At 71.2% G+C, this 22,311-nt stretch carries 22 protein-coding genes; 12 read left to right on the forward strand and 10 right to left on the reverse strand.

The window, feature by feature from the left end:
• Positions 1–2: 2 nt before the first annotated feature.
• The 3 genes from MMA15_RS19435 to MMA15_RS19445 all read right to left on the reverse strand — a co-directional run bounded on the left by MMA15_RS19435 (position 3) and on the right by MMA15_RS19445 (position 3,533).
• Positions 3–989, reverse strand: a complete 987-nt coding sequence (locus MMA15_RS19435) for a 1-aminocyclopropane-1-carboxylate deaminase/D-cysteine desulfhydrase (protein WP_241063304.1) — start codon at positions 987–989, stop codon at positions 3–5.
• Between the two features lie 261 nt (positions 990–1,250).
• Positions 1,251–1,841: an N-acetylmuramoyl-L-alanine amidase gene (locus MMA15_RS19440; RefSeq protein WP_241061420.1), complete on the reverse strand. Its 591-nt coding sequence runs from the start codon at positions 1,839–1,841 to the stop codon at positions 1,251–1,253.
• A gap of 66 nt (positions 1,842–1,907) precedes the next feature.
• Positions 1,908–3,533, reverse strand: a complete 1,626-nt coding sequence (locus MMA15_RS19445) for an NsdA family TPR-like regulatory protein (protein WP_241061421.1) — start codon at positions 3,531–3,533, stop codon at positions 1,908–1,910.
• 227 nt (positions 3,534–3,760) lie between these two features.
• On the opposite strand from MMA15_RS19445, the gene MMA15_RS19450 reads away from it, so the two are divergent.
• Together MMA15_RS19450 and MMA15_RS19455 are read left to right on the forward strand one after the other, a co-directional pair.
• On the forward strand, positions 3,761–5,134 hold the full coding sequence (locus MMA15_RS19450; RefSeq protein ID WP_241061422.1) for an NsdA family TPR-like regulatory protein: 1,374 nt from the start codon (positions 3,761–3,763) through the stop codon (positions 5,132–5,134).
• A gap of 88 nt (positions 5,135–5,222) precedes the next feature.
• Positions 5,223–5,753, forward strand: coding sequence for an NUDIX hydrolase (locus MMA15_RS19455; RefSeq protein WP_241061423.1), 531 nt, complete (start codon positions 5,223–5,225; stop codon positions 5,751–5,753).
• Between the two features lie 190 nt (positions 5,754–5,943).
• Here the strand turns inward: MMA15_RS19455 and MMA15_RS19460 are convergent, their stop codons facing one another.
• Positions 5,944–6,180: a hypothetical protein gene (locus tag MMA15_RS19460; RefSeq protein ID WP_241061424.1), complete on the reverse strand. Its 237-nt coding sequence runs from the start codon at positions 6,178–6,180 to the stop codon at positions 5,944–5,946.
• A 61-nt stretch (positions 6,181–6,241) separates the two neighbouring features.
• Positions 6,242–7,150 (reverse strand): LysR family transcriptional regulator, encoded by a 909-nt coding sequence (locus MMA15_RS19465; RefSeq protein ID WP_241061425.1) that lies wholly within the window; start codon positions 7,148–7,150, stop codon positions 6,242–6,244.
• A gap of 68 nt (positions 7,151–7,218) precedes the next feature.
• Between MMA15_RS19465 and MMA15_RS19470 the strand changes: the two genes are divergently transcribed.
• The 3 genes from MMA15_RS19470 (at position 7,219) to MMA15_RS19480 (ending at position 10,630) form a co-directional block, all read left to right on the forward strand.
• The gene (locus MMA15_RS19470; RefSeq protein ID WP_241061426.1) at positions 7,219–8,379 is read left to right on the forward strand and encodes an EamA family transporter; all 1,161 of its coding nucleotides are present in this window, start codon (positions 7,219–7,221) and stop codon (positions 8,377–8,379) included.
• Between the two features lie 9 nt (positions 8,380–8,388).
• On the forward strand, positions 8,389–9,612 hold the full coding sequence (locus MMA15_RS19475; RefSeq protein ID WP_241061427.1) for a methyltransferase: 1,224 nt from the start codon (positions 8,389–8,391) through the stop codon (positions 9,610–9,612).
• Between the two features lie 172 nt (positions 9,613–9,784).
• Entirely contained in the window at positions 9,785–10,630 is an 846-nt protein-coding gene (locus tag MMA15_RS19480) for an SAM-dependent methyltransferase (RefSeq protein WP_308290569.1), read from the forward strand.
• Between the two features lie 262 nt (positions 10,631–10,892).
• Here MMA15_RS19480 and sodN read toward each other — a convergent pair whose 3' ends face one another.
• A complete protein-coding gene (sodN, locus tag MMA15_RS19485; protein WP_241061428.1) occupies positions 10,893–11,288 on the reverse strand; it encodes a superoxide dismutase, Ni in 396 nt (131 codons plus the stop codon).
• 292 nt (positions 11,289–11,580) lie between these two features.
• Between sodN and sodX the strand changes: the two genes are divergently transcribed.
• The gene (gene sodX, locus MMA15_RS19490; RefSeq protein WP_241063306.1) at positions 11,581–11,946 is read left to right on the forward strand and encodes a nickel-type superoxide dismutase maturation protease; all 366 of its coding nucleotides are present in this window, start codon (positions 11,581–11,583) and stop codon (positions 11,944–11,946) included.
• Here sodX and MMA15_RS19495 read toward each other — a convergent pair.
• A complete protein-coding gene (locus MMA15_RS19495; RefSeq protein WP_241061429.1) occupies positions 11,841–12,479 on the reverse strand; it encodes a CGNR zinc finger domain-containing protein in 639 nt (212 codons plus the stop codon). The genes sodX and MMA15_RS19495 overlap by 106 nt on opposite strands.
• A gap of 101 nt (positions 12,480–12,580) precedes the next feature.
• Between MMA15_RS19495 and MMA15_RS19500 the strand changes: the two genes are divergently transcribed.
• The gene (locus tag MMA15_RS19500; protein ID WP_241061430.1) at positions 12,581–13,426 is read left to right on the forward strand and encodes a class I SAM-dependent methyltransferase; all 846 of its coding nucleotides are present in this window, start codon (positions 12,581–12,583) and stop codon (positions 13,424–13,426) included.
• Between the two features lie 450 nt (positions 13,427–13,876).
• Here the strand turns inward: MMA15_RS19500 and MMA15_RS19505 are convergent, their stop codons facing one another.
• Entirely contained in the window at positions 13,877–15,073 is a 1,197-nt protein-coding gene (locus MMA15_RS19505; RefSeq protein ID WP_308290570.1) for an NAD(P)-dependent malic enzyme, read from the reverse strand.
• A 672-nt stretch (positions 15,074–15,745) separates the two neighbouring features.
• Here MMA15_RS19505 and MMA15_RS19515 point away from each other — a divergent pair.
• The 5 genes from MMA15_RS19515 to MMA15_RS19535 all read left to right on the forward strand — a co-directional run bounded on the left by MMA15_RS19515 (position 15,746) and on the right by MMA15_RS19535 (position 20,187).
• On the forward strand, positions 15,746–16,732 hold the full coding sequence (locus MMA15_RS19515; protein ID WP_241061431.1) for an ABC transporter substrate-binding protein: 987 nt from the start codon (positions 15,746–15,748) through the stop codon (positions 16,730–16,732).
• A gap of 67 nt (positions 16,733–16,799) precedes the next feature.
• A complete protein-coding gene (locus tag MMA15_RS19520) occupies positions 16,800–17,765 on the forward strand; it encodes an amino acid ABC transporter permease (protein WP_241061432.1) in 966 nt (321 codons plus the stop codon).
• 5 nt (positions 17,766–17,770) lie between these two features.
• Entirely contained in the window at positions 17,771–18,523 is a 753-nt protein-coding gene (locus MMA15_RS19525; protein ID WP_241063308.1) for an amino acid ABC transporter ATP-binding protein, read from the forward strand.
• 114 nt (positions 18,524–18,637) lie between these two features.
• On the forward strand, positions 18,638–19,600 hold the full coding sequence (locus tag MMA15_RS19530; protein ID WP_241061433.1) for a zinc-binding dehydrogenase: 963 nt from the start codon (positions 18,638–18,640) through the stop codon (positions 19,598–19,600).
• A 2-nt stretch (positions 19,601–19,602) separates the two neighbouring features.
• Entirely contained in the window at positions 19,603–20,187 is a 585-nt protein-coding gene (locus MMA15_RS19535; RefSeq protein WP_241061434.1) for a Uma2 family endonuclease, read from the forward strand.
• Between the two features lie 88 nt (positions 20,188–20,275).
• Here the strand turns inward: MMA15_RS19535 and MMA15_RS19540 are convergent, their stop codons facing one another.
• Positions 20,276–21,268: a PadR family transcriptional regulator gene (locus MMA15_RS19540; protein WP_241061435.1), complete on the reverse strand. Its 993-nt coding sequence runs from the start codon at positions 21,266–21,268 to the stop codon at positions 20,276–20,278.
• A gap of 1 nt (position 21,269) precedes the next feature.
• Positions 21,270–22,127 carry a DUF4097 family beta strand repeat-containing protein gene (locus MMA15_RS19545; RefSeq protein ID WP_241061436.1) on the reverse strand — a complete coding sequence of 286 codons (858 nt, stop codon included), beginning with the start codon at positions 22,125–22,127 and terminating at the stop codon, positions 21,270–21,272.
• Positions 22,128–22,311 lie beyond the last annotated feature (184 nt).

Here is a 22,311-nt window from a genome sequence, read left to right on the forward strand (position 1 = left end):
CGCTAACGCGGGCCTGTGACGACGGCCGTCACGGTGGTGCCCGGTGCGAAGGCGCCCTCCTCGGTGAGGGCGGCGAGTGCGAACAGCAGCTTGGCGACGTAGAGCGGCTCCAGCGGCGGCAGGTCGTGGAGGGCGGCGAACTCGGCGGCGAAGGCGTCCAGTTCGCGGGTGGTGCGGGCGTAGCCGCCGAAGTGGAAGCGCTCGTCGAGCCGCCAGTCGCCGCGCTCGCAGCCGAAGGCCGCCCGTTGCAGGTCGCGGACCTCCCCGGCGAGGAAGCCGCCGCGCAGCACGGGGATTCCCAGGGCGCTCTGGCCCTCGCCCAGGCCGGCGGCGAGACCGGCGAGCGTGCCGCCCGTGCCGCAGGCGACGGCGGCCACGTCGGTACGGCCGCGCAGCTCCTCGCCCAGGGCCGAACAGCCGCGTACGGCAAGGGCGTTGCTGCCGCCCTCGGGTATGCGGAACGCGTTTCGCAGTAGGTCTCCGGTCCGCAGTGCCTCCACGGCGGGCAGCGCGTCCCCGGCGCTCGGGGGGTCCCCGGCGTCCTCGCGCTCCCCGGTGCGTACGGCCCCGTGGAGCAGCCGTTCGGTGAAGTCCGGGTCGTGGCGGTGCCGGTAGTCGGCGCGGGAGACGAACAGCAGCCGCATGCCGTCGGCGGCGCAGCGCGCCAGCGAGTGGTTGAGCGGGCGGGCGGCGAGTTCGTCGCCGCGTACGACGCCGACGGTGGCCAGCCGGAGCATCCGCCCGGCGGCGGCCGTGGCGCGCAGATGGTTGGAGTAGGCGCCGCCGAAGGTCACAAGTGCCGTGTGGCCGCCTTCGATCGCGGCCTTCAGGTTAGGGGCGAGTTTTCGCCATTTGTTGCCCGGAACGGCGGGGTGTATCAGGTCGTCGCGCTTGAGCAGCAGCCGTACGCCACGGCGCGCGAACCGCTCGTCCCGGATCTCCTGGAGCGGCGAGGGGAGCCGAGGGGGCGGATGTACCGCGGTGAGCACTCCGGTGCCGCCGGTACGGCCGTTGCCACCGGTGCCAGTGCCGGTGCCTGTGCCTGTGCCGGTGGGGCCGTTGCCGCTGTCGCCGGCGGCCTCCGGGCTTCCGGAGCGGCTTCCGGAGGGCGTGATTCCGGAGTGCGGGGGAGGGGCGGGGCCGCCGCTGATCCTGCTGCTCACCTCTGCATTGTCGCGCGTGTCATCGCGCCGCGGCGTCCGCGCGCCCTCCCCTTGCTCAGGCTCCTCCCGCTCCGGGCGTGCGGCGGTTCACTTCAGGCGCTTCTTGATGCGCTCGCGCATCGAGTCCATCGTGAAGCCGCGCGGATCGGACTTCTGGTTCGTCCACTCCAGATGACCGATCACCGAGCCCTCGTTCCAGCCGTGGTGCCTGCACAGCGCGGTCGCGGCACGCTCGATGGCGTCGAGCTGCTCGTCGGGCCACGGGTCGTCGCCGTCGCCGAGGTTCTCGCACTCGAAGCCGTAGAAGTACCGGTTCCCGTCCGTGTTCATCTGGTTGGGTTTCGGCAGATCGTCCTCCGCTATCACCGCGCGTAGCACGTCGTCGTCACCGAGCCCCGCGTGGTTCGCGCGGCCGTGGCCTACGAGGTGGACCGTGCCGTCCTTGGTGATGACGCCGTGCGCCAGCGGGCCGGGCAGATCGGAACGCCCGTCGTAGACGAGGTCGACCGTCTCCTTGGCGCCGCTGGTCACGGTGTGGTGGAGCATGATGCCGTGGACCGGGCCCCATGGTCCCTTGTGGTTCCGGTTGTGGTTCCGCCAGTCGCGGACCTCCTCGACCGTCACGCCCTCTTTCTCGAGGGCCGTGATGAAGGCGCTTGCTGTGATGGGTGTGGCCATCTCTGCCCCGTACCTTCCCTGTGCGCTCTCGTGTGTTCGGGGGGTGATGCCCGTCAGGCCGGGCGCTTACTCCGTCCCAACGCCGTTCGGCAGTAAGCCCGTTCGCGTCAACACGCCCTGTACGCAACGCTCGTGTGCGTAGGGGCGCAGCAGCCGCGGCATCCGGTCGCGAGCCCGACGCGCACGCCCGGACCTTACGAGAGCCGAGTCCTCCAGGAATCCCTGCCACGCCGCGCACGCCTCCTCCAACCGGCCGTCCGCCAGCAGCAGTTCGGCGAGTTCGGCCTCGCTGAGCGCACGGGAGCGGCGCTCCCCGGCGGGCCGCGAGCGCAGCGAGGCGCGCAGCTCGCGGACGGCGCCGTCGCGGTCGCCGAGGGCGGCCCGGACCTGGCCTGCCTGGTAGTGGAGCGCGGCGTCCTGGTAGGAGCCGACGGGTTCGCCGCCGTCGGGGGACTCGGGGCCCGTCGTCAAGTCGGCGGGGGCACGGGCGAGTTCGTGCTCGGCGCGGCGCAGGTCGGCCAGCGCGCGCCCGCGTTCGCCGTCCGCGGCGCGCGCTACGGCGAGCCCCGCGTAGAGGAACGAGCGCGTCGAGGGCGCCGCGCCGGGGGGCGCCGCCTCGCATGCCGCCTCCGCGAGGGCGAGGCTCTGCCGCCGGTGTCCCAACTGGTGTGCCTGGGAGCTGAGCGCCCTGTGTACGAGCGCGACTCCTTCGGGGTCTTCGCCCTCGGCGGCGAGCTGCGCTGCCGTGTCGAACGCGCGCTGGGCCAGGCCGTGGCGCTGCTCGTCCGCGTAGACGCGTGCCAGCAGATAGCTCAACCGGGCTGCCCCGGCGACCAGTCGGGGGTGGTGGGGGCCTTCTCCTCCGGTACGCAACCTGCGTACGAGCCCCGCGAGGCAGGCGGCCAGCGGCGTGCGGATGTGGCCGCCGCCGTGGCGGTCCGCCTGCTGGGCGAAGAAGCGTGCGTGCTCGCGTACGGAGGCGACCTCGTCAGGGGTGGTGCGCCTGACGGGCCGTCCGCCCCGGGGGAGGGAGGGGAAGTGTGCCCGGGGCGGACGGGGGCGCAGGGGCTCGGCGGTCTCGGTGGGGTCGTCGCCGATGCCCGGTCCGCCGGCGGTCGACTCGTCGGCGCTCGACTCGCGGCCGGGCGCTGCCGGTTCGGGGTGTGTGCCCGTAGCGGTGGCGTACGCGGGCGGACCGAGCGTGAGCCGGTACGGGGCGGGGGGCGGCGCATCCGCACGCGGCGGGCCCACCACCGCGGCGGTGAGGGCGGCCAGTTGGTCGGCGGGGAGCGGCTGCCTCTGCGCACGCCTCTCGAACCCGGCGTCACCGCTGGGGAGTTCGGCGCCCGCGTCGCCTTCCTGGCCGCGGGCCGCGGCGTTCTCCCGCAGGGCACGCCGTCCGGGACCCCCCGACCGCCCGTCGCCCATGCCCAGTTGAGTCACGTACACGGGGCGGCCGAGCCGCCGGGACAGTGCCTCCGCGATGAAGCTCTGCACCCTGGGCGAGGGGCGGCTGCCGCGCAGCCAGCGCGCCACGGACGTGCGGTCGTAGCCGAGCGGTACCCCGGCCTCGGCGCCCACCTTCGCGATGGCGCGGGCGAAGGACTCCTGCGTCCAGCGGGTCTCCTCGAGTAACGAGCGCAGCGCGTCGTTCGGCGTCGGATCACGGCGCCGGTGCTCACCGGGCCGCATGGCGAACCATCTCCGTGGTCTCGAAGCGGAATCGGATCGGGTCGTTCACGGTATTACCTCCTCGTGGGCTCCGCGGGTCTGTCCGATGCGGAGTGCTTACAAGCGAACCGCAGCCTCCGCTTGTTGGGGAGCATGTGCGGCGCGCACGCAGAGGTGCGACTTTCACACCCCGTGTGAACGGATGTCCGTTACTCTCTGAAACAAGGGTTGGACGACCGGAGGGCGAGATGGAGCCCAACAGTCAACTGGACGTGCTGCTTGACCAGTCCGGAATCTCCCGGGCCGGTCTGGCCTTGAGAGTCAATCGCCTCGGCGCGGAGCAAGATGTCACTCTGCGTTACGATCACACGGCTGTGGCGCGCTGGCTGAAGGGTCAGCGTCCGCGTGGCCGCGTACCGGAGTTGATATGCGAAGTCCTCGGTGCGCGCCTCGAACGCACGCTGACTCTCGCGGACATAGGCATGGCCGGTCCGCCGGGCGCGCGGTCCGCCTCCACCCCGCCGTCCGGAACGGCGGGGGAGGAGGACGAACGGGCCTCGCTGGGCGGCTTCGTGGAGCGCGCGGCGGTCTCCTGGCGCTCCGACCAGATGCACCAGGACGCCCACGGGCCCGCGCTGCTCACGGGTGCCGCCGCGGTCGCGCCCGTATGGGAGTGGGAGAACCCTCCCGACGACCTGGACGTCTCCCACAAGGGAAAAGTCGAGGTCTCGGAGGTGGACGTCGCGGTGCTGCACGCCGCACGCGGCCACTACGAGCACCTGTACCGCAACGCCGGAGGCGTCGCCACCAGACCCCGCGTCGTCGGCTTCCTCACCGGTGAGGTGGCGCCGCTGCTGCGCGGCGACTACGACGACGACACCGGACGCGAACTGTGCCGCGCCTCGGGCGCGTTGGCGGCCGTGAGCGGCATCTGCGCCTACGACGCCGACGAACAGGGCCTCGCCCAGCGCTACTTCCACCAGGCGCTGCGCCTCGGAAAGGCCTCCGGCGACCGCCTCTTCGGCGGCTACGTCGTCTCCCTCATCGTCAACCAGGCGCTGCACCTCGGGGACAACAGGCGCGCGATCGCCTGCGCGGAGGCGGTGTTACGCACCCCCGGCCCCCAGTCGACCCCGGCACTCGCGACCGACCTCTACGCGATGCAGGCGAAGGCGTACGCACGCATCGGCGATCGCAGGAGTGCCCATAGCTGCATGCGCAGTGCGGAGAACTGCTCCACACGCATACGTCCCGAGGAGGAGCCCGAGGAGACCGGCTACGTTCAACCGGGCCTGGTGCAGGTGCGATTGGCGGAGGCACTTCTCGTACTCGGCGAACTGGACCCGGCCCGGCGGTATGCCGAGGAGGCGGCCAGGGCACCCGCCCACGTGCGCGGCCGGGTCAACCGGCTGGTCACGCTCACCGGCGTCGAGTTGCGCACCGGCTCACCGGAACGCGCTGCCGAGACGGCGGCGCAGATGGCCGATCAGGCGCAGGGCATCGAATCACAGCTGCTGCGGCAGCGCATGCGGCAGGTGCGGGAGCGTCTGCTCCGGCATCCAGGTGCGCCGGCCGCGGAAGCGGCGGAGCTGATCGAGGAGACGCTGAGGGTGCCTCTCTGACGGGAGGGTGGCCGGGCGGCGCCTCTGTCAGGCGACCGCCGCGGCGTGCTGGGATGTGCCCAACCTCCGTCAGGAAGGGGGCACATACGTGCGATGGAAGAACCTGGGTGAACACACGGTGTATGAGAACCAGTGGTTACGGGTCAATCTCGCGGACGTACTGCTGCCGGACGGCCGTCATCTGGACCACTATCTGATCCGGCTGCGGCCCGTGGCCATGGCCACGGCGGTAAACGAGCGCAACGAGGTGCTGATGCTCTGGCGGCACCGCTTCATCACCGATAGCTGGGGCTGGGAACTCGCGGCCGGAGTCGTCGAGGACGGCGAGGACATCGCCGAGGCGGCGGCACGCGAGATGCTGGAGGAGACGGGCTGGCGGCCGGGTCCGCTGCGTCATCTGATGACGGTCGAGCCCGCGAACGGGCTGACCGACGCCCGCCATCACATCTACTGGTCGGACAGCGCCGCCTACGTGGGCCACCCCGAGGACGACTTCGAGTCGGACAAGCGCGAGTGGGTGCCGCTCAAGGAGACGCCGGATCTGATCGCCGACGGCGTGGTGCCTGCCGCGAACACGGCGGCCGCGCTGCTGATGCTGTACCGGCTGCGCTTCGGCTAGCCGGACGGCCGGCTGACCGGGCCCGGACGGCCGTACGGGCGTCTGATCGGGGCCGGGCGGCCGGTGAGCGGGCGCCCGGAGCCGGTTCGGTGCTCAGTGGAACCGGTGCGGCGCTCCATGCCCCGGTCCGCCGACTGCGCGGGCCGGGGCACATGTACGCGGTGCCGCAGGAGCTGCGCGTGCGGCGGCCTCACTGCTGGCGCAGGAATCCGTCCCCGTGCTGCGCGATGTGCTGCTCCAGCGCCGACAGCGCCTGCTGCACCTGTGCGGCGGAGCCGCTGCCGCGCTGCTCCGCGTAGTAAGCGGCCCCCAGGCGGCGCAGCAGTTCGCCGCCCTGGCGCTGCGCCTGCACCTCTTCCATCTTCTCCTTGCCCTGCGCAAGTCCGCGCTGCGCCTGCTCCTTGGCCCTGTCGAGGAAACCCGCCATCGCTCCCGCCTCCTGTGCCTGTTGTGTCCGTATGTGGCTGCTCGTCCAACGTATGCCGTGATCAGCGGGTTCCCTGTTCGTCCTCCGCGAGCACCTCGAGTGCCACCCGTACGAGCTGCGGCACGGCAGGATGGCCGGGCCTGCCCGAACCGACGGGGCTCTCCCGCCAGATGAGCATCAGCGGGACGTCGCCCGCTCCGGCGAGCGGCCGGTAGACGACGTCCGGGTGCGGATGCATCTCGGCGGTGGCGGAGGTGGAGACGCCGACGGCGTTGCCCGCGGCGATGGCGCCCAGCCAGTCGTCGGTGTTGGCCACGAGTACGGCCGAGTCCGGGTCGGGGCGGATCTCCTCCGGCCACAGTTCGAGCGTCGTCAGCCCGGAGACCGTGTTCAGGGCGATGGGGTGGTGTGCGAGGGCGGCCAGGTTCAACGGGCCGCGCCGAGCGGCCAGTTCGCTGTCCGCCGGCACGGCGGCGACCCGGGGCTCGTTGCACAGCCACTCGCCCAGCAGACCCTCCGCCTCCCGTGGGATCGAAGGGGCCCTCACGAGCGCTACGTCGACCTTGCCGCTGAGCAGTCCCGCGGTGCGCTCGTCCACGCGGAGCAGCTCCAGCGGCGTCTGCGGGTTGGTCTCCTTCCAGCGGCGCAGCAGGGGCGTGGTGTGCCGCCCGAAGGCCGACCACGCATGGCCCAGACGCAGCGGCCAGGGGCGCAGCCGTGCGGGGTCGAGCGCCTCGTCGACGGCGGCCACGGCGGTCGCGGCCTTGTCACGGAACCGCCGTCCCTCGTCGGTGAGTTCGAGACGGTGCGTCGTACGGTCCACGAGGCGTGCACCGAGATGTGTCTCGAGCTGGCGGAGGGTACGGGAGAGGGCGGGCTGGCTGATCCGCAGCACCGCGGCCGCGGACGTCACGCTTCCCGCGTCGGCGATCGCGAGGAAGGCGCGGAGATGGCGCAGTTCGGCGGTCATGCGCACGGAGCATAGCCGCAGGCCCAAACGCATTTCACCGCGCGACGCGGCGGCCATAACGTGGGTCCATGAACTCCGGTGACAGCAGTCGGGGGCCGCACACGGGCCATTCCTTCTCGGACGCGGTCTCCTCGGACGCGTCCTCCTCGGGCGCGTCCTCCTCGGAGCCGCCCACGGGGGGTCAGCTCACGTCGGGTCAGGCCACACGGGGCCGCGACGGCGAACAGGGCGCGGGGGCCGGGCGGCTCGGCGCGGTCGGTCTGGTCATCGGCAGCGCGCTGTCGCTTCAGTTCGGGGCGGCGGTCGCCGCGACGCTCTTCCCTCGCGCGGGCGCCCTCGGCGTCGTGGCGCTGCGGCTCGTCTTCTCCGCGGCGCTGCTGCTCGCGGTGAGCAGACCGCGGCTGCGCGGCCACTCCCGCAGGGACTGGGCGGCCGTCACCGGGCTCGGCGTCGCCCTCGGCACCATGAACACGCTCTTCTACCAGGCCATCGAACGCATCCCGCTCGGTGCCGCCGTGACCCTCGAACTGCTCGGCCCGCTCGTGCTGTCGGTGGCGGGCTCGCGCCGCGCGCTGAGCCTGGTGTGGGCGGTCCTCGCGCTGACGGGGGTCTTCCTCCTCGGCAGCGACGGATTCGGCGGCGGTCCCGGCGGGTTCCTCGGAGGCGTCCTCGGAGGGGCGCCCGGAGGCGGCGGCGCGGGCGAACTCGACCTCGTGGGCGTCGCCTTCGCGCTGGGCGCCGGTGCGATGTGGGTGGCGTACATCCTCTTCAACTCCCGTACGGGCGCCCGCTTTGCGAAGACCGACGGCCTCGCTCTCGCGATGGCGCTGGCCGCGCTGCTCAGTGCGCCGCTGGGCTTGGCGAGCGCCGGGCGCGCGCTGCTGGACCCGGTGACGCTGGGGCTGGGCGCGGCGGTGGCGGTGCTGTCCTCTGGCGTTCCGTACTCGCTGGAGCTGTTCGCCCTGCGCAGGCTGCCCGCCGCCACGTTCGCGCTGCTGATGAGCCTGATGCCCGTGGCGGCGACGGCGGCCGGTTTCCTGGTGCTGGGACAGCGACTCGGGGCGCCGGAGCTGGTGGCCATCGCGCTGGTGATCGTCGCGAGCATGGGCGCGGTGCGCACACAGCCGCGCTCGTCCCGCACGCAGCCGCGTCCCTCGTCCCGTGCGCGGCCGCGTACGCCACCGGGCACCCCGCCCCGTGAACGGCCGCGCACCCGGCCACGCTCGTAGGGTGTCCCGGTGAGCGAGCGCGAGCGGCGTACGGCCGTCTGGAGCGAGGACGGCCGTGAACGGACGGCACTGTGGCGTTCGGAGAGCGGGATGAAGCCGCCGCGGCACATTCGAGTCGCGGACGACCGGATGACGGCGGACGCCGCGTACCGGCTCGCCTGCGAGGGCACCGCGCTGCTGTGGCGCGGCGACTACCACGGCGCCAGGCAACTGCTGTCGGCGCTGGGCCGCCGCGTCGACCGCAAGCCGCCGAAGGCGGGCGCGACCCCGCGTGAGACCTTCCACCTCCAGCGCCAGGCGCAGTCGCGGCGGGCAAGGGTGCTGGGGATGCTGCTGGTGCCCCTGGAGCACGGGCACGGGGATGAGCCCGTGAGCGGGCACGGCGGTGGGGACGGCAAGGGGCACAAGGGGTACAAGGGATACGCCGTGCCGCTGCGGCGCGCGCCGGATGTGAACGAGGCGTGCACCGAGGCGTACGGGCAACCCGCGGGCGCCGGAGGGCTCTCGCTGGTGCCGCTGCGTGAACTCCTCGGCGTCGTCGGCGCACACGAGTGGCATCGGGAGGGCGTGCCGGTCCCGGCTCTCGGCGGCGACCGGGTGCACCCGGCCTACGGGGTCTTCTCGCCGGTGCGCGGCGAGTACGTCGACCTGGTCGCGGAAGCCGAACTGCCGCCCGGCGGGCTCGCGTTCGACATCGGCACCGGTACGGGCGTGCTCGCGGCGGTGCTCGCCAGGCGCGGCGCCGGACGCGTCGTGGCGACGGACCAGGACGAGCGGGCGCTGGCCTGCGCACGCGAGAACGCCGAACGCCTCGGCGTCTCCGGCCGGTTGACGGTCGTGGAGGCGGACCTCTTCCCTCCAGGCGGCGAACACGCCTCCCTCGTCGTGTGCAACCCGCCCTGGCTGCCCGCGAAACCGACCTCCCCGCTGGAGCACGCCGTCTACGACCCGGGCAGCCGGATGCTCCGCGGATTCCTGTCGGGGCTGGCGGAGCGGCTGGCACCGGACGGCGAGGGCTGGCTGATCCTCTCCGACCTCGCCGAACGGCTACAGCTCCGTACGCGCGAGGAGTTGACGGCCTGGATCGAGGGGGCGGGTCTGCGAATCGCGGGCCGTGAGGACACCAGGCCGCGCCATGCGCGGGCCGCCGACGCCTTTGACCCGTTGCACTTCGCACGCGCCGCGGAGATCACCTCGCTGTGGCGGCTCAGGCACGCCGGAACCGGGCACTGACATGCCGGGACGGGGGTTCGGGCACATCGAGACCGGGCATGCCCGGACGTGGGAAGGCGCATCGGGATTCGGCCAACAGGCGGTCTCCCGGCGGGACTTGCGACCAGGCTCCGCGCGGGTCCGCGTGCGCTAGCATCACGTGACCGTCGACACATCGAGGAGCGTGGGGCAGATGGCAGACGACACGGACTCCGACGCCGCCTCCGGGGTCGACGCTCCGCTGATCGTCGGCCGTGACGTCCCGATGGTCGTCAGCAACGTGCCGCACTCGGCGCGGATGTGGGACTACTGGCTCGGCGGCAAGGACCACTACGAGGTCGACAGGCGTGCCGGTGAGCAGGCGCGCGAGGCGTACCCCGGCGTGGTCGACATCGCCCGTACGAGCCGCGCTCTGCTCGGACGCGTCGTGCGGTACCTCATCGACGAGGCGGGCATCCGGCAGTTCCTCGACATCGGCACCGGGCTGCCCACAGCAGACAACACCCATGAGATAGCGCAACGGATCGCGCCCGAGAGCCGCATCGTCTACGTCGACAACGACCCGCTGGTGCTCACCCACGCAAGGGCGCTGCTGACGAGCGCACCCGAGGGCGCCACCGACTATCTGCACGCCGACATCAACGAGCCGCAGCCGATCCTCGAAGGGGCCGCGCGCACACTGGACTTGACCCGTCCGGTGGGGCTGATCATGTTCGGCATCATCGGGCACGTGCCGGAGCACTCCGACGCCCTCGCCATCGCACGCGGCCTGCTCGACGGCCTCGCCCCGGGCAGCCATCTCGCGATCTACACCGGCACGGACTCCGACCCCGACCTCGTGGAGGCGGAGCGTCGCGTGGGCGAGCACGGCGGCGTCCCCTACCGGCTCTCCAATCTGGAGCAGGTCCAGGAGTTCTTCTCGGGCCTGGAACTCGTAGAACCCGGTGTGGTGCCGGGACCTCACTGGCGTCCCGAGGGCGAAGTCACCGAGTCCGCGGCGACCGTCACGTCGCTCGGCGGCCTCGGCCGCAAGCCCTGACCCCGGCCTCACCCTGATCTCGGACGGCTTCCTCCGGGCTCCGGGCATGCTCAACGCCCGTCGTACGGACGTCCGTTGAGCGCAGGCCCGGACGGTCACGTGTCCGTCCGATGACGTGACTACGCCGGGAACGAGCGCGCAGGAGCCCGCGGAAGCGCGCAGAACGCAGCGATCCGCCCCCGCCGCGACGGTCTGATTCCCGTCGTGCGGGGGCGGATTCAGCAGACTCCCGGCCCGTAAGGGCCGTCGCGAAGAAGGCCGTTCAGCCCTTCTTGGTCTCCCAGAAGATCTTGTCGATCTGGGCGATGTAGTCCAGAGCCTTCTGCCCGGTGGCCGGGTCGGTCGAGCCCTTGGCCGCGGAGAGGGCCTTGAGGGTCTCGTTGACGAGCTGGTGCAGGTCCGGGTACTTCTCGAAGTGCGGGGGCTTGAAGTAGTCGCTCCACAGCACGGATACGTGGTGCTTGGCCAGTTCGGCCCGCTCCTCCTTGATCGTGGTGGCACGAGCGCGGTAGTGCGGGTCGTCGTTGGCCTGGTACTTCTCCTGGATGGCCTTGACCGACTCCGCCTCGATGCGGGCCTGCGCCGGGTCGTAGACACCGCAGGGCAGGTCGCAGTGGGCGCTGACCTTCACCGTGGGCGCGAACAGACGGGAAAGCATAGAGCCGTCCTTCCTCGTGATCGTCTTCTCACCTGTGAGATTACTCCGTAGGGGAGGCCTTTTCGCGTGTGCCCCCGACGGCTTAGGACAAAAGTCCGGTGCCGGGTGAACGTGAGGACGGCTACGACGGGAGCGGCACGACGGGGCAGGCGCGGAGCGGCGGCGGACGGAGCGGGCGGTGCGGGAGCGGGCGGTGCGGGACCATTCGGAGAGTGAGCACTCGGAGCATGGGAGCGGGATCTTGGACGGGCTGCTGAAGCGGATCGGGCTCGCGGAGGTCTACAACCCCTCGATGCTGCCCACGCTGCGCCCCGGGGACCGGCTCGTGCTGAAGTACGGCTCACGTGTGCGCCCCGGTGCGGTGGTGGTCGTACGGCATCCGCTCCAGCACGATCTGCTCATCGTCAAGCGGGCCGTCGAGCGCCGCCCCGGAGGCTGGTGGGTGGTCGGTGACAATCCGCAGGTGCGCAACGACAGCCGGGAGTTCGGGCCTGTGCCCGACGATCTGGTGGTCGCGCGGGCATGGGTGCGGCTGCGTCCGCCGCGGGGGCCTCAGCGCTCGTTGCGGCCTGTGCTGCTGTGGGTGCTCTCGGCGGTACGGCCGCTGGTGGCGCTGCCGCCGGCCTCGCGGTCGGCGGCGCGCTTGCGGGCCCGGTAGGCCGCCACGTTGGCGCGGGTCGCGCAGCGGTCGGAGCAGTAGCGCCGGGAGCGGTTGGTGGAGGTGTCCAGATACGCCTTGCTGCACGGCGACGCCTGACAGATGCCCAGCCTGTCGACGCCGAGGTCCGTGAGGTGGAAGGCGAGCCCCATGCACGCGGTGGCGGCGTAGCCGGCGGCCGCCGTGACGGGGTGCTCGGCGAGGTGCATGTGCCAGCGGGGGCGCCCGTCGTCGGCGAGGTCGCCGTGGCCGCTGATCTGCGGGCTGGCGGGGAACTCCATCAGCAGGGAGTTGAGCAGGTCCACGGCGCGCGTCTCGTCGCCCTCGGAGGCGGCGCTGAAGACGGCGCGCAGCCGGGTCCGCACGGCGCGGAGGCGGCCGACGTCGGCCTCCGTGGCGCGGCGGGCCGTCTGGCGGCTCTCGCCGCACAGCTCCCTCACGGCCTCGACCGACGTGAGGGTGTCCTCGTGCCGTTCCGGCTGCTCGGTGTTGACCAGGCGCACCGCCCAGTCCGAGTAATAGTTGAGTTCCACTTGTGATCCTTACGGCTGCCGGTCTATCGTCGGCCGTGTTCAGTAATGAGTGCGCTCGGACCGAGGGTATTACATCCACGTATCGCATCCAGGAGGACGGCGTGGCCGCGTACACGGACGAAGGCGACAGCGGGGGCGGCCGGAACAGCTCGGCGCCCGGCGCCGACTGGCAGGCGTGGCAGGAGAGTTGGGACCGGCAGCAGGAGTTCTATCTGCCGGACCGCGAGGAGCGTTTCCGGGTCATGCTGGAGATGACCGAGGCGCTCGCCGTGGCCCCGGGCGCATCGGGCCCCTCCGGGGCCTCCGGTCCCGCGGTGCTGGACCTGGCCTGCGGTACGGGCAGCATCTCGGCGCGTGTGCTGCGGCGCTTCCCGGACGCGCGCTGCACCGGGGTCGACCTCGACCCCGCGCTGCTCACGATCGCGCGGGGCTCCTTCGCCGGTGACGAGCGCGTGGAGTTCGTGACCGCGGACCTCACCGACCCGGACTGGACACGCCGGCTCCCGCACCGCTCGTACGACGCGGTGCTGACGGCCACGGCGCTGCACTGGCTGCGCAGCGACCAACTCGCCGTGCTCTACGGGCAGATCGCGGACGTGCTGCGGGACGGCGGCGTCTTCATGAACGCCGACCACATGCCCGACGAGACCACTCCGCGCATCAACGAGGCGGCGCACGCCTTCGACAAGGGGCGGCGTGAGCGGGCAGAGGCGGAGGGTTCGCAGGACTGGATCGCGTGGTGGGACGGGCTCTCCCGGGAGCCCGCGGTGGCCGACGCCGTGGCTGAGCGTTTCCGTACGATCGGCAATCCGCTCGCGGGCGACCACTCGGACGGCGAGGTGCAGTCTCCCGGCCGCCATGCGCAGTTGCTGCGGGAGGCGGGCTTCGCGGAGGCGCGTCCGGTGTGGAGCGCACCACTGGACGCGCTGGTGCTCGGGCTCAAGTAGCGGGTCGGTTCTCGGAGTCCTCAAGTCCTCAAGCAGTGCGCGCGAGCTGCCCGTCGGCCGCTACGAACGGGGGTGCGGCCGGATTGCGGGCCGGGCGGCCGGTGCCGGGGTGCAACTCGCCGATGCGGGGCCCCGAGTGACAGGCGTGGGGTTCGACTCACCGGCACCGGGCCCCATGACCATGACCCGGCTGGCGGGCTGCCGGGCTCCCCGCGACCGGCCCTCCTGCGCCCAAGGCCCAGCCTCATACGACCGAAGCCCGGCCCCAGCCCCATACGAGCGAAGCCCGGTCCCGGGTGACTCCCCGGGACCGGGCCGTTCGTCCGTGAACCACGCCGGGCAGCGGGCCTGTTGAGCGCCCGGCGCCGCCCGCCCGCTCGCCCGCCGGGCGTCGGGTGAACCCTCCGCCCACCGCGGGCGACCGTCCACTCCGCGTCGGGCATCAGGCCCTCAGCGCCGCGCCACGCCCTCCGCGCGTGCTGCCGCCGCCACCGCTGCCGTCACCGCGGGGGCGACGCGCTCGTCGAACGGCGAGGGGATGACGCAGTCCGCGCTCAGCTCCTCGGAGACCACGGCCGCCAGAGCCTCGGCCGCCGCGAGCTTCATGCCCTCGGTGATGTCGGTCGCGCGCACCTGGAGCGCTCCCGCGAAGACACCGGGGAAGGCGAGGACGTTGTTGATCTGGTTCGGGTAGTCGCTGCGGCCGGTGGCGACCACGGCGGCGTACTTGGAGGCGACGTCCGGGTGGATCTCCGGGTTGGGGTTGGCCATGGCGAAGACGAAGGAGTCCTTCGCCAGGGTCGCCACCGCCTCCTCGGGGACCGTACCGCCGCTGACGCCGATGAAGACGTCCGCTCCGGCCATGACCGACTCCAGCGAGCCCGAGCGCCCCTCCTTGTTGGTGAAGGCGGCCAACTCCCGCTTGACGTCGGTGAGATCGTCGCGGTCGGCGGAGACGACGCCCTTGCGGTCGCAGACCACGACGTCGCCGATGCCCGCCTCCACGAGGATCTTGGCGATGGCGATTCCCGCGGCGCCCGCGCCGGAGATCACCGTACGCAGATCGCCCAGCGAACGCTGCGAGAGAAGCGCGGCGTTGCGGAGCGCCGCGAGGGTGACGATGGCCGTGCCGTGCTGGTCGTCGTGGAAGACGGGAACGTCGAGGCGCTCCTTGAGCTTTGCCTCGATCTCGAAGCACCGGGGTGCCGCGATGTCCTCCAGGTTGACGCCGCCGAAGGACGGTGCGAGACGTACGACGGTCTCCACGATCTCGTCGGTCTCACGGCAGTCCAGCGCGACCGGGAACGCGTCCACGCCGCCGAACTGCTTGAAGAGGATGGACTTGCCCTCCATCACCGGGAGGGACGCCTCCGCGCCGATGTCGCCGAGACCCAGCACCGCGCTGCCGTCGGTGACCACGGCCACCACCTGGGACTTCCAGGTGTAGTCCGCGACCAGCTCCGGCTGTTCGGCGATGGCGCTGCAGATCTTGGCGACGCCGGGTGTGTACGCGAGGGACAACTCGTCCGCGTCGCGCACGGGGACGGTCGCCTGCACGGCCATCTTCCCGCCGCGGTGCAGGGCGAAGGCCGGATCGATCACGTCCTCGTCCAGTCCGTCCTTCGAATTGACGATCTCCGCTGCCACTTGTCGAACCCCTTTGTCGAAAAACTTTGTGAGAGTGGCCGCTCCCTGGTTGAGGAACGGGCGGGCACCACGTCCGCCGGCCGCGGCGCCCCTTGGCCCTGGTGGGAGCCCCGGGCAGAGCCCGGTCGGGGGTCCCCCAGGCCGTTGGGCCGAGGTCGGGGGTGCCCCCGGGCCGTCAGGCCGAGGCGGGGCCCCCGGCCGTCGGGCCGAAGTCGGGCCCCGGGCCGTCGGACCCAGGAGGAGAAGGCGAACGCCGGGCGCGCCGCTCACGCGCCCCGGTCCCCGGGTGAGGGGTGTAATCGACCTTTGTACCTGACGAAGCCCACTTGTTACGACCCGCTTCTCTCATGAGCGGCGGTCTGTAAACGGACATTAGCCCACACAACGTCCGGAAGGTGTCCGGGGGTCGGGGAATCGGCGACGCCAACACCCTTGCCGGCGAAGGGTATTCGGCCAGGCACGGTGATGTGCCGAAGGTCTCCTGTCCGTGCCGGGCCCGACTGAGGGCGACGCCCTGTACGCGACGGGTGAGTGCCCTGTATCCGGAGCCCGGCCTCCGTTATGTGATTTTGACTCACCAGATCTGCGTAAGCCCTCGAACGGATGGCAGGATTTCCAAGCACCCGAGCATTCCCCCACTGGCCGCTCCCTTTTCCGCAGGAGGACCCCGTGATGACCGCACGCACCCCCCGCCGTCCGGGCACCGCGCGCAGGCGGAGCTCCACCAGGGCCTTCGGCCTGGGAGGTACCCGCAGCGTGGCGGCGCCCGTCGCACTCGCGGTCACCGGCGCCCTGCTGCTTGCAGGCTGCGGCGACCAGACGGACTCCGCGAGCGGAGGCGCGAAGACGCAGGGCAACAAGGCCCCGTACTTCGACGAGCTGCCGAAGAAGATCCAGAACGCGGGCGTCATCAAGGTCGGTACGGATGCCGCGTACAAGCCCATGGAGTACAAGGACGGGCAGAAGATAGTCGGACTCGACCCCGACATCGCCAACGCGCTCGGCAAGCAGCTCGGAGTGCGCTTCGAGTTCACGAACGGCACCTTCGACGGGCTGATCACCTCCATGCAGACCGGCCGCTTCGACATGATCATGTCGTCGATGACGGACACCAAGGACCGGCAGGAGGGCCTCGACGACCAGGGCAAGAAGGTTGGCAAGGGCGTCGACTTCGTCGACTACCTCACGGCGGGCTCCTCGATCCTCGTCGAGAAGGGCAACCCGAAGAAGATCAAGAAGATCGACGACCTGTGCGGCAAGAAGGTCGCGACGCAGCGCGGCACCACCTCGCACGAGATCCTCAAGAAGCAGATCGACGAGTGCAAGAAGGACCGTGAACGGCCCCTGACGATCGAGCCGTTCGACACGGACGACGAGGCGCGCGTGCGGCTGAAGGCCGGTGGCGTCGTCGCGGACATCTCCGACTTCCCCGTCGCCGCCAACGCCGCCAAGTCCACCGACGACTTCGAAGTCGTAGGCGAGCAGATGGAGTCCGCCCCGTACGGCATGGCCGTCACCAAGGGCAACGACGAACTCAGCGGCGCCCTCAAGCAGGCCCTGGCGAAGATCATCGACAACGGCACCTACGAGAAGCTGCTGGCGAAGTGGGGCGTCGAGGACGGCGGCGTCTTCAAGGCGAAGATCAACAGCGGCACCTGAGCCGCGCCACCGCCAGCCCCTCCCGGACCAGCCCCTCCGGGGCTCCGACCGACAGGCAGCCACATCCATGACCGCTCCCACCGATAAGGCGGCGGACGGCGCTTCGCCGCCCGCCCGCACGCCTCCCGAGGCGATAAGAGCGATACCCGTGCGGCACTACGGCCGCTACGTCTCCGCCGCCGTCGTCATCGTGCTCCTCCTCCTCATCGTCAAGGCGTTCGCGGAGGCGGACCTGACGTGGGGGTCGGTCGGCAGCTTCTTCTTCAACGACCAGATCATGCAGGGCGTGGCCAACACCCTCGTCGTCAGCGTGCTGTCCATGCTGATGGGCCTGGTGCTCGGCATCGTCCTCGCCGTGATGCGGATGTCGAAGAACCCGGTCACCAACTCCGTGGCGTGGGGCTACATCTGGTTCTTCCGCGGCACGCCCGTCTACGTGCAGTTGCTGCTCTGGTTCAACCTCGCGCTGATCTTCCCCGTCCTCAACCTCGGCCCGATCTACAAGGACGAGATGACGGACGTCATGACGCCGTTCATGGCCGCCCTGCTCGGACTCGGGCTCAACGAGGCCGCGTACATGGCGGAGATCTGCCGCGCGGGCATCCAGTCCGTCGACGAGGGGCAGACGGAGGCGTCGCAGGCGCTGGGGATGACCAACGGGCAGAACATGCGGCGCATCGTGCTGCCGCAGGCGATGCGCGTGATCGTGCCGCCCACCGGCAACGAGTTCATCAACCTGCTGAAGACGTCGGCGCTCTGCTCGGTCGTGCAGTACGAGGAGGTGCTGCGCAAGGCGCAGAACATCGGCAACACCTCCAGCGCGGTCGTGGAGATGCTGTTCGTGGCGACCATCTGGTTCCTCGTGATCACGACGATCTTCAGCATCGGGCAGTTCTATCTGGAACGGCACTACGCGCGTGGCTCGTCCCGGCAGCTTCCCGCGACGCCCTGGCAGCGGGCGCGGCAGCTCGTGTTCACCTTCAGCCGTGGTACGGGAGCGGGCTCCGGCCCGGGAGCGGGAGGCGCCGCATGAACGCGATGGTGAAGGCGGAGGCCGTACACAAGTCCTTCGGGCATGTCGAGGTGCTCAAGGGCATCGACCTGGAGGTCGCGCCGCGCGAGGTCTTCTGCATCGTCGGGCCCTCCGGCTCCGGCAAGTCGACGTTCCTGCGGTGCATCAACCACCTGGAGAAGATCAACGCCGGACGGCTCTACGTCGACGGCACCCTGGTCGGCTACCGGGAGCACGGCAACAAGCTCTACGAGCTGCGCGACCGCGAAGTGGCCGCGCAGCGCCGCGACATCGGCATGGTCTTCCAGCGCTTCAATCTCTTCCCGCACATGACCGCGCTGGAGAACGTGATGGAGGCGCCGGTACAGGTCAAGGGCGAGCCCAAGGCGCAGGCGGCGGAGCGTGCCCGCACCATGCTCGACAGGGTGGGCCTCGGCGAGAAGACCGACAGCTATCCGGCACAGCTCTCCGGCGGGCAGCAGCAGCGCGTGGCCATCGCCCGTGCGCTGGCGATGGAGCCGAAGCTGATGCTCTTCGACGAGCCGACCTCGGCGCTCGACCCGGAGCTGGTGGGCGAAGTCCTCGACGTCATGCGCGACTTGGCGCAGGACGGCATGACGATGATCGTCGTCACGCACGAGATGGGCTTCGCACGCGAGGTGGGCGACTCGCTCGTCTTCATGGACGACGGGGTGGTCGTGGAGTCCGGACGGCCGCGGGATGTGCTGAACGACCCGCAGCACGAGCGGACGAAGTCCTTCCTGTCGAAGGTCCTCTAGGGACGGGACGCGGGCATGCGTGCGTGGGCGTGCGCGGGCGGCCCGCCGTGAGATCTGTCGCGTTGCGGGGCGGGGGCTTTCTGGCCCCTGTCCTGCGGGAGTAGCGTCTGGATCATGTTTGCTGCATACGCCGCGCGCATCGACAAGGAACAGCCGCTCGACGGGCTGGAGCTGGGCGACCGCCCGGAGCCGGCCGTTCCGGACCACTGGACGTCCATCGAGGTCAAGGCGGCGTCGCTCAACCACCACGACCTGTGGTCGCTGCGGGGCGTCGGCCTGGGCGAGGACTCGCTCCCGATGATCCTCGGCTGCGACGCCGCCGGAGTCGACGCCGACGGCAACGAGGTGGTGCTCCACTCCGTCATCGGCGCCACCGGTCACGGCGTCGGCCCGCGCGAGCAGCGGACCCTGCTGACGGAGAAGTACCAGGGCACCTTCGCCGAGCGCGTGGCCGTACCGAGCTGGAACGTACTGCCGAAGCCGAAGCAGCTCTCCTTCGAGGAGGCCGCCTGCCTGCCCACGGCCTGGCTGACCGCGTACCGCATGCTCTTCACCAACGCGGGCGTACGGCCAGGCGACAGCGTGCTGGTGCAGGGAGCGGGCGGCGGTGTCGCGACCGCCGCGATCGTGCTCGGTGCCGCCGCCGGACTGCGGGTCTTCGCCACCAGCCGCAGCGAGGACAAGCGCAAGCGCGCCGTCGAACTCGGCGCCGAGGCCGCCGTGGAGAGCGGGGCCCGGCTGCCGCAGCGCGTCGACGCCGTACTGGAGACCGTCGGCGCGGCCACCTGGTCGCACTCGCTGAAGTCGCTGAAGCCGGGCGGCACCGTCGTCATCTCGGGAGCCACCAGCGGCCCCAACCCGCCCGCCACGGAGCTCAACCGGGTCTTCTTCCTCGAACTCAAGGTCGTCGGCTCGACGATGGGCAGCAAGGAGGAACTCGCCTCCCTGCTGGACTTCTGCGCCACCAAGGGCGTCCGCCCCGTCATCGACTCGACGCTGCCGCTGGACCGGGCCCGCGAGGGCTTCGCGAAGATGGCGGAGGGCGAACTCTTCGGCAAGATCGTCCTTACGGTCTGACGATGGCAGCCCCTGAGCGTGAGTCCGAAGTGGCAGCCGACGACGGCACCGGGTCATCGGTGGAGCACGCCTTCGACGCGTACAACGCGGCGTCCCCCGAGGGATGGCGCGTGGAGTTGATCGAGGGAGAGATCCACGTGGTGCCACCGGCCAACGGCGAGCACGAAGAGATCGTGTCCGAGGTGAGCGGGCAGGTCCGCGACCATCGCAGGGAATTCGGCCGTTACACCGGGCTCGGCCTGTTCGTGCCCGACGCGTCCCCCACAGGCAAGGTCGTGCCGGATCTCGTCATCGCGCCGAAGGGCAGCTTCGGCGACGACGCCGAGTACCACGACCCCGCGCCCGTGCTGCTCGTCGGCGAGGTGACCTTCCGGTCCACCGCCCAGCAGGACCGCGGGCCGAAGCTGCGCGGCTATGCCCGTGCGGGCATCCCCTGCTATCTGCTGATCGACCGCGAGGTCGGCGAGGTCGTGGTCTTCTCGGAGCCCTCCGGCGCCTCGTACACGCGCAGGGTCGAGGCGAAGCTGTCGAAGACGATCGAGCTGCCCGAGCCGCTCGGATTCGAGCTGGACACGGGGGAGTTCTGAGCGGGGGCGTCGTCGGGGACGGACGCCCCCGACGACGCCCCCGTATCTCCCGGACAGACCCCCGGCCCGCCCTCGAACCCCCGCCGTCTCAGTCGCCGTCCGCGTGCCCCTCTCCCGCACGCAGCAGGGCGACCAGATGTTCCGCCGTGGCGGAGAGACGGCGGCGTGCCTCGCTCAGTTGGCCTTCGGTCACGCCGTGGTCGCGTGCCGCGTCCCGTACGTCGTCGCGGAAGTGGTCCAGCAGCCGCTCCAGATCACGGGCCGGGTCGTCGCTCGGTGCGTCCTTCTCCCGCGCCCAGTCGGGGCGTTCGCTCTCGCCGCTCATGGGGCCCTCATGGCGCGCATAGGGGAACCACGCGGTGGTGTGGTCCGTAATGCGGTCCAAGTTGCCCATTTCGCGGGCCAGTTGGGACATGCCCTCGCGGACGGCGCCGGGCCAGTCGCCGGACTTCGCCCGTGACTGGACCTGGTCCTGGACCTGACGGGCGATGCGCTGCACCTCCTCGACCGCGGCGGCGCGTGCCTGGGCCTCCTTGACCTGGCGCTTGGCCTGCTGGGTCTCCCGCTTGGCGCGGCGCGCCTGCTCCTTCCACTCCTCCTTGGCGCGCTTCATCTCCTCCTTGGCCTGCTGCCACGCCTCCTTCTCGGCGGGGCCCGGCCAGCCGTGCGCCGCCCAGCCGCCGTTGTCCGTACGGGTGCGGCGGGCCTGTTCGCGCATCTCGCGCCGCAGATCGCGTGCGGAGCCGCTGACGTCCTCGCGGATGTCGGCGGCCAGCGCCGTCAGCGAGGCGCTGATCTCGACCTCAAGCTCCGCCAACTCGTCCTCGCGGTCGGCCAGTTCGGCGCGTCCCGCCTCCGTGATCGAGTAGACCTTGCGGCCGCCTCCCTCGGTGGTGTGGCTGACGAGGCCCTCGGCCTCCAGCTTTGCCAGACGCGGGTAGACGGTGCCGGCGGACGGTGCGTAGAGGCCCTGGAAGCGCTCCTCCAGCAGGCGGATCACCTCGTAGCCGTGGCGGGGTGCCTCGTCGAGCAGCTTGAGCAGATAGAGGCGGAGGCGGCCGTGTGCGAAGACGGGGGGCATGTCAGGCGTCCTTGCTGAGGAGGAGGTCGTCGTCGTGGAGGGGGGCCGCGCGCCGCAGGAGGGCGATCGAGCCCGAGACGCTGTTCGCCCGCAGCCGGCCGCTGCCGGTGCCGAGCGTGCCCGTGACCTTCTTCGCGCCCCACTCTCCCTGGACCTTCAGTTCGTCGAAGGCGCTGGAGACGGCGCCGCTCGCGGTGCTCGCGTCCACCGTGGCGTCGACGGGGTCCGCGAGGCGCAGGGCGACCTCGCCGGAGACCGTGCCGAGGGCGATGTCCGTCTCCGTGCCGCCGCCCGTGTCGAGGTCGAGGATCATCGAGCCGCTGACCGTGTCGGCCTTCACCGACGAGCGGCCGTCGATGACGGTCAGGTCGCCGGAGACGGAGTTGAAGCCGATGCGGCCCGAGAGGCCCTGCGTCTCGACGTTGCCGGAGACGGTCTCGGCGCGTACCGGGCCGTCGATGCCCACGAGTGTCGTGTCTCCGCTGACTCCGCGTACGTCCGTACGTCCCGTGGTGCCGGAGACGAAGGCGCTTGCCCCTACGACGCCGACCGAGAGGCGCACCTGCGAGGGCACCGAGACCGACACCACCACGTGCCGGTTCCAGCCCTTGCGGTCGAGCCACTTGAGGAAGCCCTTCCAGGGGACGTCCTCGTAGGCGATCACCAGCGAGCCGTCCTCGACCGTGACCATGAGGGGCGGCCCCTTCACCTCGCCGATCTCGATGCGTGCTCCGGGCTCGGAGGAGCCGACTACGTTGACGCTGCCGCCCACGATGCGTACCTGGAGCGATTCGACGCGGTCGTCGATGTCGAGGGTGCGTGGTTCGGAGATCGACCACGAGGAGCGTTCGGCGGGCACGGCGGCCTCCCGGGTAGGCGGGGCGGGACGGGACGTGAGCACGGCGCGATGCGACGACATATCGCGTCCGAGTCCTGGAACACGATATGTCGTGTGTGGTCGTGGAGGCAAGCGTCGCGGAAGGCATCGCGTCAGGGAGGGGCCTCGGTCGTCCGCCTGCCCCGTCGCCCTGGTCGCCCCGCTC

The sequence above is a fragment of the Streptomyces marispadix genome (genome assembly GCF_022524345.1).
GTDB classification, from domain to species: domain Bacteria; phylum Actinomycetota; class Actinomycetes; order Streptomycetales; family Streptomycetaceae; genus Streptomyces; species Streptomyces marispadix.